At 70.3% G+C, this 16,090-nt stretch carries 20 protein-coding genes and 1 pseudogene; 12 read left to right on the forward strand and 9 right to left on the reverse strand.

Annotated features, from left to right (window positions below; all coding sequences use genetic code 11):
- Positions 1 to 146 precede the first annotated feature (146 nt).
- Positions 147 to 1,568, reverse strand: a complete 1,422-nt coding sequence (locus ACTWPV_RS15005; protein ID WP_443152218.1) for an LLM class flavin-dependent oxidoreductase — start codon at positions 1,566 to 1,568, stop codon at positions 147 to 149.
- On the opposite strand from ACTWPV_RS15005, the gene ACTWPV_RS15010 reads away from it, so the two are divergent.
- The 3 genes from ACTWPV_RS15010 to ACTWPV_RS15020 are packed head-to-tail and all read left to right on the forward strand — an operon-like array spanning position 1,527 to position 2,690.
- Entirely contained in the window at positions 1,527 to 1,961 is a 435-nt protein-coding gene (locus ACTWPV_RS15010; protein WP_347650850.1) for an SRPBCC domain-containing protein, read from the forward strand. The genes ACTWPV_RS15005 and ACTWPV_RS15010 overlap by 42 nt on opposite strands.
- Positions 1,948 to 2,304, forward strand: a complete 357-nt coding sequence (locus ACTWPV_RS15015; RefSeq protein WP_347650849.1) for an ArsR/SmtB family transcription factor — start codon at positions 1,948 to 1,950, stop codon at positions 2,302 to 2,304. Before ACTWPV_RS15010 ends, ACTWPV_RS15015 begins: the two co-directional genes overlap by 14 nt.
- A 2-nt stretch (positions 2,305 to 2,306) precedes the next feature.
- Positions 2,307 to 2,690: a VOC family protein gene (locus ACTWPV_RS15020; protein ID WP_347650848.1), complete on the forward strand. Its 384-nt coding sequence runs from the start codon at positions 2,307 to 2,309 to the stop codon at positions 2,688 to 2,690.
- Between the two features lie 292 nt (positions 2,691 to 2,982).
- Here ACTWPV_RS15020 and ACTWPV_RS15025 read toward each other — a convergent pair whose 3' ends face one another.
- The 4 genes from ACTWPV_RS15025 to ACTWPV_RS15040 form a co-directional block, all read right to left on the reverse strand.
- Complete coding sequence (locus tag ACTWPV_RS15025; protein ID WP_443152219.1) at positions 2,983 to 3,732, reverse strand: hypothetical protein; 750 nt, start codon at positions 3,730 to 3,732, stop codon at positions 2,983 to 2,985.
- Positions 3,729 to 5,066, reverse strand: a complete 1,338-nt coding sequence (locus tag ACTWPV_RS15030; protein WP_443152220.1) for a vWA domain-containing protein — start codon at positions 5,064 to 5,066, stop codon at positions 3,729 to 3,731. The genes ACTWPV_RS15025 and ACTWPV_RS15030 overlap by 4 nt, the downstream gene beginning before the upstream one ends.
- Positions 5,063 to 6,151, reverse strand: a complete 1,089-nt coding sequence (locus ACTWPV_RS15035) for an AAA family ATPase (RefSeq protein ID WP_443152221.1) — start codon at positions 6,149 to 6,151, stop codon at positions 5,063 to 5,065. Before ACTWPV_RS15035 ends, ACTWPV_RS15030 begins: the two co-directional genes overlap by 4 nt.
- 134 nt (positions 6,152 to 6,285) lie before the next feature.
- Positions 6,286 to 6,900, reverse strand: coding sequence for a TetR/AcrR family transcriptional regulator (locus tag ACTWPV_RS15040; protein ID WP_443152222.1), 615 nt, complete (start codon positions 6,898 to 6,900; stop codon positions 6,286 to 6,288).
- 121 nt (positions 6,901 to 7,021) lie between these two features.
- On the opposite strand from ACTWPV_RS15040, the gene ACTWPV_RS15045 reads away from it, so the two are divergent.
- The 6 genes from ACTWPV_RS15045 to ACTWPV_RS15070 all read left to right on the forward strand — a co-directional run bounded on the left by ACTWPV_RS15045 (position 7,022) and on the right by ACTWPV_RS15070 (position 10,204).
- A complete protein-coding gene (locus ACTWPV_RS15045; protein ID WP_443152223.1) occupies positions 7,022 to 7,315 on the forward strand; it encodes a hypothetical protein in 294 nt (97 codons plus the stop codon).
- A 64-nt stretch (positions 7,316 to 7,379) separates the two neighbouring features.
- Positions 7,380 to 7,856, forward strand: a complete 477-nt coding sequence (locus ACTWPV_RS15050) for an NADPH-dependent FMN reductase (protein ID WP_443152224.1) — start codon at positions 7,380 to 7,382, stop codon at positions 7,854 to 7,856.
- On the forward strand, positions 7,853 to 7,984 hold the full coding sequence (locus ACTWPV_RS15055; RefSeq protein ID WP_443152225.1) for a hypothetical protein: 132 nt from the start codon (positions 7,853 to 7,855) through the stop codon (positions 7,982 to 7,984). The genes ACTWPV_RS15050 and ACTWPV_RS15055 overlap by 4 nt, the downstream gene beginning before the upstream one ends.
- A gap of 176 nt (positions 7,985 to 8,160) precedes the next feature.
- On the forward strand, positions 8,161 to 8,493 hold the full coding sequence (locus ACTWPV_RS15060; RefSeq protein ID WP_443152226.1) for a hypothetical protein: 333 nt from the start codon (positions 8,161 to 8,163) through the stop codon (positions 8,491 to 8,493).
- Positions 8,494 to 8,738: 245 nt separating this feature from the next.
- On the forward strand, positions 8,739 to 9,605 hold the full coding sequence (locus tag ACTWPV_RS15065; RefSeq protein ID WP_443152227.1) for a metalloregulator ArsR/SmtB family transcription factor: 867 nt from the start codon (positions 8,739 to 8,741) through the stop codon (positions 9,603 to 9,605).
- Positions 9,602 to 10,204: a dihydrofolate reductase family protein gene (locus ACTWPV_RS15070; RefSeq protein WP_443152228.1), complete on the forward strand. Its 603-nt coding sequence runs from the start codon at positions 9,602 to 9,604 to the stop codon at positions 10,202 to 10,204. Before ACTWPV_RS15065 ends, ACTWPV_RS15070 begins: the two co-directional genes overlap by 4 nt.
- Before the next feature lie 92 nt (positions 10,205 to 10,296).
- Here the strand turns inward: ACTWPV_RS15070 and ACTWPV_RS15075 are convergent, their stop codons facing one another.
- Both ACTWPV_RS15075 and ACTWPV_RS15080 read right to left on the reverse strand, forming a co-directional pair.
- Complete coding sequence (locus ACTWPV_RS15075; RefSeq protein WP_443152229.1) at positions 10,297 to 10,884, reverse strand: hypothetical protein; 588 nt, start codon at positions 10,882 to 10,884, stop codon at positions 10,297 to 10,299.
- Between the two features lie 171 nt (positions 10,885 to 11,055).
- Complete coding sequence (locus ACTWPV_RS15080) at positions 11,056 to 11,889, reverse strand: SDR family oxidoreductase (RefSeq protein WP_443152230.1); 834 nt, start codon at positions 11,887 to 11,889, stop codon at positions 11,056 to 11,058.
- A 287-nt stretch (positions 11,890 to 12,176) separates the two neighbouring features.
- On the opposite strand from ACTWPV_RS15080, the gene ACTWPV_RS15085 reads away from it, so the two are divergent.
- Complete coding sequence (locus ACTWPV_RS15085) at positions 12,177 to 12,998, forward strand: nitroreductase/quinone reductase family protein (protein WP_443152231.1); 822 nt, start codon at positions 12,177 to 12,179, stop codon at positions 12,996 to 12,998.
- A gap of 244 nt (positions 12,999 to 13,242) precedes the next feature.
- Here ACTWPV_RS15085 and ACTWPV_RS15090 read toward each other — a convergent pair.
- A pseudogene (locus tag ACTWPV_RS15090) lies at positions 13,243 to 13,650 on the reverse strand (polysaccharide deacetylase family protein); the annotation flags it as partial.
- Between the two features lie 233 nt (positions 13,651 to 13,883).
- Here ACTWPV_RS15090 and ACTWPV_RS15095 point away from each other — a divergent pair.
- Positions 13,884 to 14,744, forward strand: coding sequence for an SDR family NAD(P)-dependent oxidoreductase (locus tag ACTWPV_RS15095; protein ID WP_443152232.1), 861 nt, complete (start codon positions 13,884 to 13,886; stop codon positions 14,742 to 14,744).
- A gap of 10 nt (positions 14,745 to 14,754) precedes the next feature.
- Positions 14,755 to 15,243, forward strand: coding sequence for a MerR family transcriptional regulator (locus tag ACTWPV_RS15100; protein WP_443152233.1), 489 nt, complete (start codon positions 14,755 to 14,757; stop codon positions 15,241 to 15,243).
- Here ACTWPV_RS15100 and ACTWPV_RS15105 read toward each other — a convergent pair.
- Positions 15,240 to 15,908, reverse strand: a complete 669-nt coding sequence (locus tag ACTWPV_RS15105; RefSeq protein ID WP_443152234.1) for a hypothetical protein — start codon at positions 15,906 to 15,908, stop codon at positions 15,240 to 15,242. The genes ACTWPV_RS15100 and ACTWPV_RS15105 overlap by 4 nt on opposite strands.
- Between the last annotated feature and the right edge of the window lie 182 nt (positions 15,909 to 16,090).

The following is a 16,090-nucleotide window of genomic DNA, read 5'->3' on the forward strand; positions in this document are numbered from 1 at the left end:
CGAGTCTGGGAAACGATCAACCCTCGCGCGGGAAGCGATCTTCGGACGCGCCTATTCCGCCAGATCATCCACTCTCGTGAACACCCCACCCAGGGCCGTTCTTGAAACGGCTGGACTGAAGTGACGGGATCGTCTGAGCACCGCGATCAGGCGGGTGGCAGGCGCGCGGTCAGCGACCACCCATCCGGTACGGCCCGCGTGACCAGTTCACCACCCTGCGCCTGGGCAAGCGCGGTCAGGCCGGGCAGGCCGGACCCGCCGCGCCGGCCACTTCGCGCTCGTGTCACGCCGTCGTTGGTCATCATGATCTCCAGTAGACCTTCTCCGGCGCTGATGCCCAGGTCGACGCGGCTGGCCTGGGGAGCGTGCCGCCGGACGTTGGTGAGTCCTTCGATGACGATCCGGTAGGCCAGGACCGCGGTCTCGGCCGGGACGGCTACCTGCGGGTCCATGCGCAGGTGGACCGGCGCGGGGCCGGCGGCGGAGAAACGTTCGGCTGCCTCGCGGATGCCGCTGAGGTCACCGTTGGAGGTGAGGGGCCGGTGGCTCAGCTGCGCTCTGGCCTCTGCGAGCGCCTCTGCCTGCCGAGTCCAGTCTCCGCAGTCGAGGCTGCCCCCGACCATGTCGGCGCCGGCCTCCGAGTAGGCGTGGAGGCGTTCCACCACTTGGGCCGGGCTGCCGGTGACCGGTATGGCTTGCGCTTCCTCCGGCGTCATGCCGTGCACATCCACCAGGTCGCGGGTGAAGGATTCGACGGCAGCCGCGTTGTCGACGAGGATCGCATGCCCTCCCACGGCGATCGACGGGACCGGTCGTCCGAGTTCATGGGCGATCTCGCGTAGGCGTACCACCTTCTCGGCCAGGGCCGCGGGGCTGATCAAGGAGGGTGCCCAGCCGTCACCGTGGCGGACGGCGCGGTGCATCGCCGCCTCGGAGTTCCCGCCGACGAGGATGGGCGGGACCGGGGCGGCGGGGCCGAGGGTGATGTCCTCCTCGCCCAGCGGGGTCGCCTCGCCGCGAATGAGGCCGGGCAACGCTTGCAGCGCTTCTTCGGCCCGGCGGCCGCGGCCCTGCAGTGGCGCCCCGACCGCACGCCAGAACGGCGAGCCGGGGAAGCCTCCGATCCCGACGCCAAGGGTGACCCGGTTGCCTGACAGGTGCTGAAGGGTCTGTATCTGCGCGGCGATCCAAGCGGTTGGGCGCAGCGGAAGGCTGAGCACGCCGAACTCCAGTCCGATCTTGTCGGTCACGGTTGCGGCGGCTGCCAGGGCGGCAGCCTGCTTCCCGGCTGAACCGGTTGAACTTCCATGCCGGCCGGGAGCCGCCCCATTCCGTTGGGCATGGGTGACGCCTGTCGCTCGAGTCGCCGTCCGGGCCGGTCGTGCAGGTGGCCGTCCAGGCTGATGAGGGGTGCCGCATTCGCGGTGCGTAGTAAGCCGCCCTTCGAGCCGGGGCTTGTGGGCAACGATTGCAACCTGTAGGTTGCCGATTGATGGCAACCTACAGGTTGCGAAGGAGGGCGGGGCATGGTTTCGGACGCGATCGAACGTGTGGCGATGCTGCGGCACCCCATCGAGCGGGTGTGGGCCGCGCTGACCACCGCGGAAGGGCTCTCGCGATGGTTCGGCTCGGTAGCGGAGATAGATCTGCGGCCCGGCGGGCGAGCGTTCTTCCGCTGGGACGAGCTCGGGGAGGAATCCGTCGCGACGATCGCGGTGGTCGACCCACCACGCCGTTTCGCGTTCAGGTGGGGAATCGAGGGCCTGCCGGAGGATGACGCACCCCAGACGCTTGTGGACTTCACCCTGGAGCCGGTGGCGGACGGCACTCGGCTGCGCCTCGTGGAGAGTGGATTCGCCCAAGCCGCCGACGACGTGGCCCGGTCCGCCCACAAGGCCAACAGCCAAGGATGGGACACGGAGCTCGTCGACCTGGAGACCTACCTCGATGCGGCAGCCTGATGCAGAAGGGCGGGCCGTTGCGGTGTTCGCGGCGCTCACCGATCCGACGCGGCGGGCGCTGCTGGAGGAGCTCGCCCGCGCGGGTCCCGCAACCGTCACTGATCTGGCGCGGCGGTTGCCGGTCAGCCGCCAGGCGGTCGCCAAGCACCTCGGCCAGCTCGCCGAAGCCGGCCTGATCAGCGCCGGCGAACCGGTCGGCCGCCGCCACCCCTACCGGTTGGAGCCAGCCGCTATTCGTACGGCCCAGGTCTGGCTGGCCAGGCTCGCCAACCGGTGGGATGACCGGCTGGCTGCGCTGGAACGTGCACTGGACGCCACTGACCCGAACCAAGGAGTCACCTAACGATGAGCAAGCCCGAATTCACGGCCGGCCTGAACATCGCCATGAAGATCCCCAAGGCACAGTACGAGGCCACCGTGGCCTTCTACCGCGACACTCTGGGCTTCGACGTCAAGGAGGACGACGTCTCCTACGCTCCGACCGTCTCGAGAACTCATTCGGTGCGGTTCGGTCCCAATACGCTGTGGCTCGACTGCGTCGACAACTACAGCCAGCCCGACCTGTGGCTGCAGCTCCACACCGATGACCTGGACGCGGCGACGAGCAGACTGGCCGGCATCGGTATCCACCCGTGTGACGAGGTGGAGCCCCTCGATAACCTCGATTCCAGAACCCACTGGATCAAGAATCCGGCCGGTGTCGTACATCTGCTCGCGGAGTCCGGCTGATCCTGATCTCCCGGTGAGGCATCCCAGACACAAGAGAAGGTTCGCTGTCGCAACACACTTCTGAGGTCTTCGGATCGTTGGGCGGCCAGGAGGACGGTCGGCTTGACGGCGCCGGTCTTGCCTGTAGTCCAGGACGAGCTGGTAGCCCAGGGTGCGGGCGGGCCGTCTCCGCCGGAGCGCGCCGGTCGGCGCGGTCGGGGTCCTGCGGTGGTGATCCGGTCGAAGCCGCGGTAGAGACGCCGGGACGAGGCCGGCTCCTGATGCGTGGCTGCCCCCTTCCGGTCCCGCTCGGTCAGGGCTCGTCGCCCTCGGCCAACGCCCGCAGCACCTTGGCCTGTTCGACGTCGGTGCCCTCGGCCCGCATCCGGGCCGCCTCCCCGGCGGTGAAACCCGCCGCGCGCCAGGCCGCCACCTCCTCGATCGGCACCCCGGCGCGCCAGAACTCGGTCATCAGGGAAGTAGCGTCCTGCCCCGAGGCGAGCACCCGTTCGGCCTCGCGGGCGGACAGGCCGAGCGCTCCGAAGACCCGTGCCTGTCCCGCCTCGATGCCGTGTTTCGCCCACTCCACCGCGTCGGCGCCCGTCCAGCCCGCCTCCACGTAGGCGCGTGCCTGGCCCGCCGGGACGCCCGCCCGCAGCAGTTCCCGCATGCTGCCGGAGCGCTCCTCGTCGGCGAACGCGTCGCCCGGCTTCTCGCGCCGGTGCAGCAGCCGCCACAGCCGGCCGCGCGGGTGCGGGAGTTCCCCGGCGAGGTGCCGGTCCGCCGCCTCCTCGGGCGGATAGCCCAGTTCGCGCCACCGCACCGCGTCCCGCGGCGTCATGCCGGCCCGCAGCCACAGATCCACGGTGTACGGGGTGGCTCCGGCGGTGCGCCAGGGCCGCGCATCGGCCGCTGTGTAGACACCGGCCTTGCGCCACCGCTCGGCGTCGTTGATCGAGAAGCCGTCCTCGATCCACTGCCGGGCGTCGGCGATGGTGAAACCGCGTTCCCTCCACTCGTGCAGCGGCTCGGGGCTCGGCTCCTCGACGTAGCTCGTCGTCATGACTCTCCTTTCGCCGGCGCCCGACGCGGCGGGTCCGCCGGGAGGCGGGCCACGGACGCCCAGTCGGGCGCGTGCCCGCCGTCGCCGATCAGGCAGATCACCACATGCGCCGCAGGGCGCTGCTCGGGCCACGGCGTCTCGCCGTCGGTCAGCACGATGACCAGGTCGGGACGGGGCCGCAGCGCCATCGCCGCGGCGATGCCGGCCCGCATGTCGGTGCCGCCGCCACCGGCCAGTTCGATGTCGCTCGCCCGGCGCACCACCTGGACGGGATGGGGGTGGACGTCGCAGCAGAACGCCCGCAGCCGCCGGTTCGGCCCGGCCACGCCCTCGATGATCCCGGTCACCTCGGCGAGCAGCCGGTTCAGCACGTCGTCGGTGACGCTGCCGGAGGTGTCGATCACCAGCACGGTGTCCGGGACCGCGCGCACCATCGACGGCGGCACGATGTCGGTGTAGGCGCCGGCGCGGCGCGACGGGCGGCGATAGCTGAAGTCGACCTGCCCGGCCACCGCGCTCACCCCGCGCCGGATCGTCGCGCCCAGGCGGGCCCGCCAGTTCACCGAGGGGCGCAGGCGCTCCTCGGCCCAGCGGCGCCACCCCGACGGCACCTCGCTGCGCGCGCTGATCCGGTCCTGGATGCCCGCCGCGATGGAGCGTTCGAGCAGTTCCCTGTCGAGCTGGGTGAGCCCTTCGCCGGAGCCGCTGTCCTCGTAGGTGCGCTCCCGGCCGTCCACCGCGCCGCCGCAGTCGATCGCCTCTGCCAGCGCCCGCCCGCCGCGGCCCATAGCCTGGGTCAGCACGTCGAGCATCGGCACGTATTCCTCGGCGGTGCGGTTGACCGGAAGGCCCAGCTCGGCGGGCGACACCACGCCCGCCGGGGCGCGCAGGTCCTCGGCCTCCAGGTCGTCGTTGATCTCGGCGTCGGCGGCCTGGTTCCAGCGGTGGGCCTCCTCGTCGCGGACCGCGCCCGCGGCGTGGCTCACCTCCTGGCCCGGCTGCGGCCGCACCGGCGAGCGGGCCGCGTGGCCACGCACCAGATGGCCCACCTGGTGCAGCATCCACCAGCCGACCTCCTCGACCGGGGTGGCCAGCGCGGTGCCCGGTTCCACGTACAGGTTCCATCGGGTGTCGGCGGGAAAGGCGCGGAACTCCTGGTCGGCGATGGGCGCGCCGGTGTCCTCGTCCAGGGCCGGTTCCAGGATGACCGGGTTGAGGGCGAAGACGGCCGACGCGAGGTACGGCGCCTGGTGCGCCGCCCACAGCCGTGCGGCGGCGATCCGGGCGCCCACCGCCTCCTCGTAGGCGGGGGCGCGGGGGTCGTCGGCGCTCATCGCATGAGCCCCGCCGAGCGCAGCACCGGCGCGAGTCCGAGCATCGTCTTGGGCAGGGTCGCGCCTTCGGGCCGGGAGCGGGCCAGCGACCGGGCCGCGGTCGCCGCCACGTCCGGCGCGGTGCGCGCGACCCGGGCCACCACCGCCCACGCCCGCTCCCAGGTGCCGGCCGTGCCGTCCGAGTGCACGTACGCCACCACCGCGCCGAGCAGGGCGTGCAGCCGGTCGAGGCGTTCGGGCAAGCGGGCCTGGGGGTCGTTCAGCAGGGTCTCCGGATCGGGCAGGTCAAGGTTGCGGCGCCAGGAGAGCAGTTCGAACCCGGCCGCCTCGCCGACCGCGCCGAGCACCAACTCGGCCAGGACCGGCTCGCCGGAGCCCATGTGGTCGCACGCGGCGGCCGCGCGGGCGGCCATCTCCCAGCTTCGCGGGCTGGGCCAGCCGCGGCCCGCCCGGTCGGGGCTGTCCGGCACCGCCAACACGAGTTCCGGCCGTACCCGCAGGAACGCCCCCACCAGCGCCCGCGCGCCGGCCACCTCGGCGGGCCCGGCCGTGTCCTTCACGTCGAACTCCGGCACGGGGAAGCCGCCGGCGAAACCCTCGGCGATGTCGTCGGCCGAGACGGTCCAGTTCAGGTGGATGAGCCGGTTGGCCAGCGGCGCGGACAGGTCCCAGCCGTCGGCGGCCTGGTCCGGCGGGTTGGCCGCGGCCACGATCCGCACCTCGTCCGGCAGCACGAGGTCGCCGACCGTGCGCTCCAGCACCACCCGCAGCATGGCGGCCTGCACGGCCGGCGGCGCGGTGGTCAGCTCGTCGAGGAACAGCAGGCCGGCGCTCTCGGCGGCGAGCCGCTCGGCCCATCGCGGCGGCGCGAACCAGGTGCTGCCGTCACGCAGCACCGGCAGCCCGGAGAAGTCGCTGGGCTCGCGGATCGAGCCGACCACCACCTCGACGGGCAGGCCGACGGCCGCGCCGAGCGCGGTCACCGCGGAGGTCTTGCCGGTGCCTGGCGCACCCCAGAGGATGACCGGCAGATTGGCCGTCACCGCGACTGCGAGAGCTTCTCGTGTCACTGATGGCACTGCCATGCTTCGTCCTCCTCGCCGGCACTCCGGACCGTCTTCTATGCCGTCATCCTAGGTTGACGATTGGGCGAGCGTCAACCTAAATTGACGCCCGGTGGGCGTCGTGTCCGGCCGGCGAGCTGCTCAGCAGGCCGTCGTCATCGGCACAGGCTTCGTTCGGCGGTGGTGGCGAGTATCGTCGCGGTCTGGTCGAGGGGCAGGTTGCGGCCGGTGTGCAGCAGGTCGAAGCTGTCGAAGCCGGTCAGCAGCCAGAGCAGGTCGGTGGCCTGGTCGAGGGTGACGTCAGGGCGCAGCACCCCCTGCTCGTCCAGGCGCTGAGCCAGCTCGTCCATTCCGGCGGCGCGGCCTTGCTCCATCCGCTGCACCGCGCCGCCTACCGCGGCGGCGTCCAGCAGCGCCATCGACGCAAGCACGCGCAACACGTCCCGGTGGGCCGCGTACATCTCGACGATCGTGTGGATCGCGCCGCGCAGCGCCTCGCGGGCGTCGGGATGGGCCGACGCCTGGAGCATGCGGTCGAAGCCGCCGCGCTGCAGCAGGTCCGCGCCGACCGCGTCGAAGAGCCCGGCGCGGGAGCCGAAGACGAGATAAACGGTAGGGCGCGCGACGCGCGCCATGCGGGCGATGCGATCGATGCTGACCGGTTCCGATGGCGCTTCGCGCAGCCGTTGGTAGACCGCGTCCAGGATGCGGCGCCGGGTCTCCTGCGCCGCCTCCGCGCGGAGGCGCTGTTCGTACTTCCGGGTGGCCATGGGCCTCATCCTAACATTGGGTTGACAGGATGTATTTTGAAATACAAGCTGTCGTTCGAAATCGAGGTCACCGCAGGACGCGGTGACAGCCGATCCCGACAGTGAATGCGAGGAGCCCGTCGTGCACGTGATGATCCGCTGGCAGATCAAACCCGATCAGGTGGAGCGCGAACTGGAGTTGCTGCGTGCCGTCTACGAGGACATGCACGCGGTTCGGCCAGAGGGCCTGCGCTACGCCACCTTTCAGCTCGACGACGGCGTGACCCTCGTGGACGTGGCCGAGATGGCCGACGGCCCCGGGGTGTTGCAGCAGGTGGAGGCCTTCCAGCACTACAGGGCCACCCTGGAGGAGCGGTGCGACGAGCCTCCTGCCGTCACCGTGCTGCAGGAAATGGGCGCCTACCGCTTCCCCTGATCCCGATCAGCGGTTCGAGGCCCGAGCCAGACACGTACACCAGCGTTCCGGAAGGCAACCCGTCATGCGATCCACGATCCAACCGCCCGCCGCCGACCAGTCCCAACACACCAGCAGGCCGAAGGTGGCGATCATCGTCGGCAGCACCCGCCCGGGCCGCAAGGCCGAAGCGGTCGCGGCTTGGGTGCACGATCTCGCCGCCCGCCGCGACGACGCGACCTTCGAGGTCGTGGACATCGCTGACTACGCGCTGCCCCATCTGGACGAGCCCGTCCCGCCACGCGCCGGCCACTACAGCCACCCTCACACCCATGCCTGGGCACAGAAGATCAGCGCCTTCGACGGGTACGTCTTCGTGACCCCGGAGTACAACGCCTCTGTTCCCGGCGCGCTGAAGAACGCCATCGACTTCCTGTACGCCGAGTGGAACGGCAAGACCGCGGGATTCGTCAGCTACGGCATCCAGGGCGGCCGTCGAACACCTGCGGCAGATCCTCAGCGACCTGGAAGTCGTCGCCATGCCCCACGACGGTCGCCTTGACCCTCGCCGACGACTTCCCGGACCACACCTCCTTCACGCCGGGCGCGGTGCCGGCCGAGAATGCCGCCGGCATGCTTGACGAGTTCGTAGCCCAGACCGCGCAATCGAAGGATGCGGGGCGCCGCTGAGGCCGGCCTTTCGAGAACGGCCAGGAAGGAGCGGCGGACGTTGTGCGCCCGTCCGTTGGCCGATCGGGCGGGCGGGAGGGGACACTATGCGGAGTGCATCAGCAGAAGGTTTCTGGTCAATCGGGTTGCAGTCTCGCAGAAGGCGTCCTCCTGCCCGCCGGCGAGCGGACGGATCTATGGGCGACAGCAGCGACGACCGGCCCGGGATGGATGCGGTGAGGTACTTTCGCCGGCCCTGGGACGATGATCGTGGGGATCGGTACGCCGGCTGGGGAACGTCGGTGTGCTACCTCGCGATCGACGGCGCCGGAACTGCTCGCCAACAGGTCGAGGTATACGCCAACGAAGTGGTCCTCGCGTATGACGAGCAGCACGATGATGACGAGTTCGGCGGGTTGACCTACGCAGACCTCGATCTGGAGGAGTTCTCGCCTTTCGAGATATCGCGGCGGGATTTCTTCGACGCACTGGCTGGCCTCAAGCCGATGAACCGGTGCTGCGGTGAGTGACGAAGAACGCTGTTTCCGGGTGCGGTTCACCTGCGTCCTTCGTTTGAAGGGGCAGGGCCGGAAGGGGAACCCACGACGAGGTGCCGGCCGACGACGCCGGCGACCGTCGCCTGCTGGCCGGCCGGACGCTGTCCTGTGCCCCTGTCCGGGTGGCCTTGGCGGGCCGGATGGGTGCAGTGATCGGGCGCCGATCGGCCAAGATATTCCTTGACACGAATATTCTTTAGGGTGAATACTTCTCGCCCATGGAGGCACTCATCGCCGCACTGGCCGACCCGGCCCGGTGGCGGCTCGTGACTTTGCTGGCCGAGCGGCCTAGGTCGGTCGGCGTCCTGGCCAAACTCGCCGAGGCGCGTCAGCCGCAGACGACCAAGCACCTGCAGACCCTCGAACGCGCAGGTGTCGTCGTCTCTCAGCGCACCGGCCAGCGTCGCGTGTACGCGCTCCAGCCCGGCCCCCTGCGGGATCTGGCGGCTGTGCTGCATCGGCTCGCGGACACCGCGGACCGGGGCGGAGGCCCACGCGAGACGTATGACCGTTACGGGGTAGGCCTCCACGCCGAGAGGCAGGCCGCACGGGCGCCGGGATGGGCCGACGGCCGCTCGTTCCGCTTCCGTCGCTCTCTGACAGGACGCCCCGAGCGGATCTGGCACTATCTGACCGACGCATCGCCGCTCGCCCGCTGGTGGGCGCCCGACGGACTGCGCGTCTCGGAGTTCGTGTTCGAGGCGCGACCGGGCGGGCGGATCGTCCTGGAATACCGCGATGCCGAGGACCTCGACGACTCCGACCTGGTCGTCGGGCGCGCACAGGGTGTCGTCGACGACCTACGCCCCGGCGAGCACCTGGCCTACCGGCTCTCCCCCCTGCTGCCCGACGGCGGCCTCGCCTTCACCGGCCACCTCGACTTCGACCTCCGGCACACCGAAACCGGCGCCGACCTGGAGGTCCATTACCGGATCACCGACAGCACCACCGACTCGGCGGACTTCATCGCCGGCATCGAGATCGGCTTCGGCCAGAGCCTCGACCGACTCGCGGCGGCCCTCGCCGCAGATCGTCGCAACACCGACGGCACCGAACACGACACCGACACGAGGAGCACGACATGACCGAGCAGACCGCCGGCCGCAAAGTCACCGCCAACCTGGTCATCAGCCTCGACGGACGCTACCACGGCGCCGGTGGGCCCACCGATTTCGCCGCGTTCGCCTCGTACGCAACCACCGACGTGGCGCGCGACCAGATGACCCGTATGCGGGAGAACGCGACCACCGCCGTGCTCGGCCGGGTCCTCGCCGAAGGGTTCATGGGGTACTGGCCGCCGGTCGCGGCCGACGACAACGCCGATCCGCGCGACCGCGGCTATGCCAAGTGGCTGGTCGACACTGAGAAGGTGGTCTTGTCGACCACCCTGGCCGAGGCGCCGTGGGAACGGACCCGCGTGGTGAACGCCTCCGCCGCTGATCTCGTCTCCGAGCTCAAGGCCGACGGCGAGGGCGACATCCTCGTCAACACCAGCCCCAGCGTCACCAAGGCGCTGCTGTCGGCCGACCTGCTCGACCGGATGTACCTCGTCCTCATCCCGGAGATCGCCGGAGGCGGGCTGCGACTGTTCGACGACGGCCTTCCGCCGTCGAAGTGGAAGCTCACCCACCAGGAAGCCGGCGAGCGCGGCGTGATGGCCTTGGTCTACGACCGGGTCCGCTGAACCGGCTCCGCAACGTTCCTGAGCTTGCCGGATCGAGGGTGGTTGTGGCCGGCCCGGGTTTCCGGCGGAACCCGCCGGAGGAAGATCTGGGGTCAGGCTCGGGGCACGCCGGTGAGGCGGGCGTTGACGAGATGCCGGCGTTCCGGCGGGAGATCGTGAGCGTCCATGGCCCTTCGCAGCAGTTCGGCGTCGAACGAGTGCGCCGCCAGGTGGTCGAGGAGGGGTTCGTACCGATCGGGGCGGTCGCGCAGGAGTTCCGTCGCCAACCGCAGCTCCAGCCGCACCACGGGCACTCGGTACGCGCCACAAGCGATCATGACGTAGTGCTGCCACGGGCCGCGGCCGACGCACTCCATCCCGTCGGAGTCGGTCTCCCGCTCGACCGTGCTGATTTCCACGTGGACCCCGTTCACCTCGTACCTGGTGAAATACTGCAAGCTCTCGGGCAGCCACGATGGGGCGTACAGGCAGGGAAAGGGCGAGAGGGCGGCGGCGAACGTGTCCACGTCCTCGCGCCGGGCCGCCAACAGGTCGACGTCTCCGACGGGGAGCCGGACTCCTTGCAGCAGGGCGGCGCTCGTGCCGCCCACGCGGTACGTCGGGTCGGCCCCCGCCGCGCTCAGGGCGGTGAGAGCCGCCTCCAGCGCCGACGTCACATTTGCTCTTCGCAGTGATGCCATGCGGGTCAGCGTACGGAGCGCGGGCTCGTCCCCGTCAGGGGTGCGGCGTCGCCGAGCGCTCCCGAGCGAAGCCCGGCTGCTCGGGCAGGCGCCACTGCCCGGAGCGGAGCGGCGGAGCGGGTGCCCGGGAAGGCCCGGGCGGTGGACTGCTCCTGACCGCGGGGCCTGGCATCAGCGGAAGGCCGCGGCGTTGCGCTTGGCCCAGTCGGCGAAGGTGGCGGGAGTACGGCCGAGGATCTTCTGGACATCGGGGCTGACGGTGCGTTCGCGGACGGTAGGGGTGCCGAGAATGTCGAGGGTGGTGTCGGCCACCGGGGCGGGCATGAACGTGAGCATCCGGGCGTGGGCCTCTTCCCTGGTCTGGTCGATGAAGGTGACGGGCTCGCCGATGGCGTCCCCGATCGCGGCCGCGCGCTGGCGCGGGGTGGTCGGCATCGGGCCGGTCAGTTCGTGGATCGCCTTCGTGTGGCCCGGTTGGGTCAGGGCGGCGGCGGCCACGGCGGCGATGTCGCCGGGGTCGATGACCGGGAGGCCGACCTCGCCGAAGGGCGCGGCGATCGTGCGGGTCGCCTTGACGGACGGGGCCCAGGCGTAGGCGTTGGAGGCGAAGCCGCCAGGCCGCAGGATGGTCCAGCCGGTGCCGGAATCCATGACGACCTGTTCGAAGGCGGCGAAGGCCTTTCCGTGGGACAGGGAGTCCGGGCGGGTGGCCACTCCCTGGGAGGAGAGCAGGACGATCTTTCCGTAACCCGCGAACGGAGCGACGACCCGAGCGGGGTCGCCGCCCATCATCAGGTCCCCGCCGACGAGCAGGAAGACCGCGTCCGCTGTGGAGGGCATGCCGGCGGACGGCTGGGAGAGGTCGGCGGAGACCGCGCGGACGCCGGGCGGCACGTCGCCATCGGTGATGCGGCGGGAGGCGGCGGTCACCTCATGGCCCTGCTCGGCGAGGATCCGGACCAGTGTACGGCCGACATTTCCGGTGGCTCCCGTGACAACGATCACGATGGACTCCCCAGTTCTGAGTTAGTTGGCTGACTAAAGAGAACCTAGCACAGCGCCGCATCGTCCGACCACGCCCGGCAGCTGGACCAGCTCTCCGACCCCGCGCCCGCCACTCCCGCTGTCCGCCTTGTCGTCGTGTGTAGTACGGTGACCTGCGTGACTGCCGGGTCGGCCTTGGGCCACGCACCAGAGAGCAGCCCGGCTGACGCTTGATCGCCGGGCGGGCCCGCGGCCCGCCATCTTCTTCTCCCTTCAGTACGTACGGCAGAACGCACCCATGGAGAAGAATGGATTTCAACCAGCAGGTCATCGGCGAGTTCCGCGCCAACAACGGTCAGGTCGGCGGCTATTTCGATGGAGCGAGACTGCTCCTGCTCACCACCACGGGCGCCCGCTCGGGCAAGCCGCACACGACTCCGCTCGGCTACCTGCCCAACGGCGGTGAGCGCACGCTGGTCATCGCCTCAGCCGGGGGAGCGCCGAACAACCCGGCCTGGTATCACAACCTGAAGGCCAACCCGCGCGCCACCGTGGAGACCGGCGTTCTCATCTTCGACGTCGAGGCGGAGATCCTGGAGGGCGCCGAGCGTGACGTGGCGTTCGCCCGCGCGGTGGAAAGCGACCCCGGATGGGCCGGCTACCAGGCCAAGACGACGCGTACCATCCCGGTCGTCGCGCTTCGCGTGGTCGGCCGGCCCCGGGCCGGCGCACCGCCGGGCGGTGCGTACCTCAAGCTCGTGCACGACGGCTTCCGCCGCGAACTCGCGCTGATCCGCAAGGAACTGTCCGATTCAGGACGGCCAGGGCTGGGCGTGCAACTGCGCATCAACTGCCTGACCCTCTGCCAGGGGCTGCACCACCACCACACGGGCGAGGACACCATGATGTTCCCCGGCCTGGCCGAGGGGCATCCCTCGCTCGCTCCGACCTTGGAGCGGCTGGCCAAGGAGCACGAGCGCATCGCCGCGCTCCTGGAGGAGCTGAAGCAGACCCTTTCCGGTGATGATCCGCTGAAGGTGCGGGCCGAGATCGAGCGGCTCGCCGACGAGCTCGAAGCGCACCTGAGGTATGAGGAGGAGCAACTGATCCCGATTCTCGACCTCGCCTGAAGCCCGCCGGCCGCGGGTCTCGTACCTGCCGGGAAACGATGACACTCGTGGGCGCCCTCCCCGGCTGTGGCCGGGGAGGGCGCCCATCGTTCGGACGCCCCGGGCTCCCGCCCGAGTCCGGCTCCACGTCCCACATCACCGTGCGCCTCCGGTGTTCGGCCAGATACAGCGGTAGCGCCAGCAACTTCTTGCCCGTCGGCGGACGGAACAGGATCTCGCCGCGCTGCCCCGCCGTCCGGATGGCCGCATCGGTGCGTTCGATCTCGCCCGCCATGGTGGAGGGGGAGACGAAGACCATGCGCCGATGGGTGTAGGTGTGGTTGGCGAGCTGATGGCCTGCGGCGACCAGCGCCTGCGCGTCCTGTGGCCGGGCCTTGACCTGGGTGCCGACGACGAAGAACGTCGCGCGAACGCGCTGCTCGGCGAGGACGCCGATGATCTCGCGGGTGTGCTCGTCGGGGCCGTCGTCGAAGGTCAGGGCGACGACCTTCTCGTCGGTCGTCACGCGGTCGGTCAGCTCTCCCGCCAGCTGGAAGGTCCGGGCGTTCATCAGCTGGTACAGACCCATCGCCCCGAGGAGGAGGAAGATGGCGAGAAGGGGCACGAGGAGCTTGAGCCATCTTCTTCGTACGGTCGTTTCGGCTGCGTCCATAGGCGATCATGGAATCATGAGCCGGAGAACCCGGAGGCCCTTCCCTCCGGAGTCGGCGGGAGCCGATCGGGAAGCCATGTCACTCGGATGGCTCCGGCGCCGGCGACCTCGACGTCCCGCACGCGCCGGCCGCCGAGGCAGCATGCGCTGGGACGGGCGGTCCGGGCCGGCCACGGCGCGATCTCCTGTTCGGTTTTGCGTTCGAGCGCGCTCGAAGGCATAACGTCCCCGCCATGACGACACAGACCTGGATCATCACTGGCGCGTCCCGCGGTTTCGGTCGGGCACTGGCGGAGTCGGCGCTCGGGGCGGGCGACCACGTGGTCGCGGCGGTGCGCCGGCCCGAGAGCGTGGCCGATCTGGCGGCCGAATACCCGGACAGCTGCCTGATCGCGAAGTTCGACGCCCGGGACGTCGCCGCGGCCGCGGACCTCGTACGCGACACCCTCGACCGCTTCGGTCAGCTCGATGTGCTGGTCAACAACGCCGGCCGGGCCGTGGTCGGAGCGGTTGAGGAGGTCAGCGACGCGCGGTTGCGTGAGCTGATGGGTCTGCACCTGTTCGGCCCTGCCGCGCTCGTACGGGCTGCGCTGCCCGCGATGCGTGCGCGGGGCACCGGGACGATCGTGCAGATGAGCAGCCAGGGCGGGCGGACGTCGTTCCCCGGGGTGTCGGCGTACTCCGCGTCGAAGTTCGCCCTGGAAGGCTGGTCCGAGGCCCTGGCCGGTGAGGTGGCACCGTTCGGGATCCGCGTGATGCTCGTCGAGCCCAGCCGGTTCAGGACCGGCTTCAACGGGGGCGACGTGCTCGAGTTCGTCGAGCCGTCCGCGACCTACCGTGACGTGCTCGCCGACATCCGCGCGGACATGGCAGGGACCGACGGCCGCCAGGAAGGCGACCCGGCGCGGGCGGCCGAGATCATCGTGTCCCTCGTGCACGGTGACGAGGTGCCGCTGCGGCTGCCGCTCGGGCGCGAGGCGGTCGAGCGTCTCTCGCGTGCGTACCGGCGCGGCCTGGACGAGGTCGAGCGGTGGGCCGAGACCGCCCGCAGCGCCGACTTCGAGGGCGTCTCCGCATCGGTACGGCCCGTCTAGGCTCGGGGTCATGGCCACCGACGATCTGATGACCAGGGCGCTCGAAGCGCTTGGGGATGACGGTCCGCTGTCGGTCGAGGCGATCCACCGCCTCGCCGACCTGGCCGACCTGGCCGACCTGCCCGAGACGATGACGATCGCCGAGGTTGCCGGCCTTCTCGACATCTCGCCTCACACGCTGCGCTACTACGAGCGAACCGGGCTGGTCGAGGTGGCCCGCGACGGTAGCGGTCATCGCGTCTACGACGCCGGAGCGGTTCGGCGGCTGGTGTTCCTCACCCGGATGCGGTTGTCCGGCATGCCGATGCGTGACCTGCGGCACTACATCTCGCTCGTCGACGCAGGCGAGCACACGGTGCCCGAGCGGCTTGACGTCCTGGTCGAACATCGCGACATCCTCCGGCGCCGGATCCGTGAGCTGACCCTTTCCCTCACGGCGGTCGAATACAAGATCGCCACGTACGGTGGGTCGACCGGGCCGGACGTCCAGGACCGCTAGTTCCAGGCGCCAGGCACCTGGTAGGGCACCTTGCCCTCGAGCTGCTTCTGGTCGAGCACCTCGCCCTTGAGCGGCGGCGCAACCGTGACCCGCCGTCCCCAGGCTGAGTAGCGGGTGTCCGACTCGACGCGGAGCACCGAGCCCTTCCAGTGGCGCAGGGCTCCCTTGGTGGTAAGCCGTTCGACGAGTCCCGCCCCGCTCAGGCGGAGGGTGTACGAGATGGTGCTGACGGGCTTGCTGATGGAGTAGCCGTGGAAGTTCGAGGCGAAGGAACGGGACACCTTGACCAGCTTGTCGGCCTTGATCGTGCCCTTCACCACCCCGCCCCGCCACGACGTGCGGTGAGCCAGCAGCGCCTTGAGCGTGGCGGGCTCGAGAACGTCCAGCAGCGGGTTGCTGGCAGGCAGATCGGTATGCGGGTAGCGCACCCAGTTCGTGCCCTGCGGCAGCACGTCGGCGAATCGAGGGCCTGAGACGTAGTCGTCGTGGCCTGACGAGATCACTCTCAGCGGCGTCTCTTCCAGGGCGGCGTCCTCCGCCATGCCGAGCTTTTTCGCGGCGCTCATCGCCGTCCTGCTGTATTTCAGGCGCTGGGACGTATCGGAGGCTGTTACACCGCGCGGCCCGAACGCGACCAGGCCGTCCAGTTCCAGGGTGTAGTACACGCCGCGACCGTGATCCATCTTCGCGGTGGAGACGACGTTCGCGCCTTTGCCCGGGCTAAGGCGGATCGGAGCGCTTTCACGGGGTCGGGCGCTGCCTGCACGGGGGCGGCGACGAGTTGTGCCAGGCCCGCGACCAGCATTACCCCCACGGCGGTCCGCATCATCACGATCCCTAAGAAAAT

This window comes from Nonomuraea sp. KM88 (genome assembly GCF_052245635.1).
Taxonomy (GTDB): Bacteria; Actinomycetota; Actinomycetes; order Streptosporangiales; family Streptosporangiaceae; genus Nonomuraea.

Excerpts from the sequence above, each read along its gene's own strand:
- ACTWPV_RS15010 (WP_347650850.1), top strand. The coding sequence starts at position 1,527 with ATGGTTTCGGACGCGATCGAACGTGTGGCGATGCTGCGGCACCCCATC.
- ACTWPV_RS15015 (WP_347650849.1), top strand. The coding sequence starts at position 1,948 with ATGCGGCAGCCTGATGCAGAAGGGCGGGCCGTTGCGGTGTTCGCGGCG.
- ACTWPV_RS15020 (WP_347650848.1), top strand. The coding sequence starts at position 2,307 with ATGAGCAAGCCCGAATTCACGGCCGGCCTGAACATCGCCATGAAGATC.
- ACTWPV_RS15025 (WP_443152219.1), bottom strand. The coding sequence starts at position 3,732 with ATGACGACGAGCTACGTCGAGGAGCCGAGCCCCGAGCCGCTGCACGAG.
- ACTWPV_RS15030 (WP_443152220.1), bottom strand. The coding sequence starts at position 5,066 with ATGAGCGCCGACGACCCCCGCGCCCCCGCCTACGAGGAGGCGGTGGGC.
- ACTWPV_RS15035 (WP_443152221.1), bottom strand. The coding sequence starts at position 6,151 with ATGGCAGTGCCATCAGTGACACGAGAAGCTCTCGCAGTCGCGGTGACG.
- ACTWPV_RS15040 (WP_443152222.1), bottom strand. The coding sequence starts at position 6,900 with ATGGCCACCCGGAAGTACGAACAGCGCCTCCGCGCGGAGGCGGCGCAG.
- ACTWPV_RS15050 (WP_443152224.1), top strand. The coding sequence starts at position 7,380 with ATGCGATCCACGATCCAACCGCCCGCCGCCGACCAGTCCCAACACACC.
- ACTWPV_RS15060 (WP_443152226.1), top strand. The coding sequence starts at position 8,161 with ATGGGCGACAGCAGCGACGACCGGCCCGGGATGGATGCGGTGAGGTAC.
- ACTWPV_RS15065 (WP_443152227.1), top strand. The coding sequence starts at position 8,739 with ATGGAGGCACTCATCGCCGCACTGGCCGACCCGGCCCGGTGGCGGCTC.
- ACTWPV_RS15070 (WP_443152228.1), top strand. The coding sequence starts at position 9,602 with ATGACCGAGCAGACCGCCGGCCGCAAAGTCACCGCCAACCTGGTCATC.
- ACTWPV_RS15075 (WP_443152229.1), bottom strand. The coding sequence starts at position 10,884 with ATGGCATCACTGCGAAGAGCAAATGTGACGTCGGCGCTGGAGGCGGCT.
- ACTWPV_RS15085 (WP_443152231.1), top strand. The coding sequence starts at position 12,177 with ATGGATTTCAACCAGCAGGTCATCGGCGAGTTCCGCGCCAACAACGGT.
- ACTWPV_RS15095 (WP_443152232.1), top strand. The coding sequence starts at position 13,884 with ATGACGACACAGACCTGGATCATCACTGGCGCGTCCCGCGGTTTCGGT.
- ACTWPV_RS15100 (WP_443152233.1), top strand. The coding sequence starts at position 14,755 with ATGGCCACCGACGATCTGATGACCAGGGCGCTCGAAGCGCTTGGGGAT.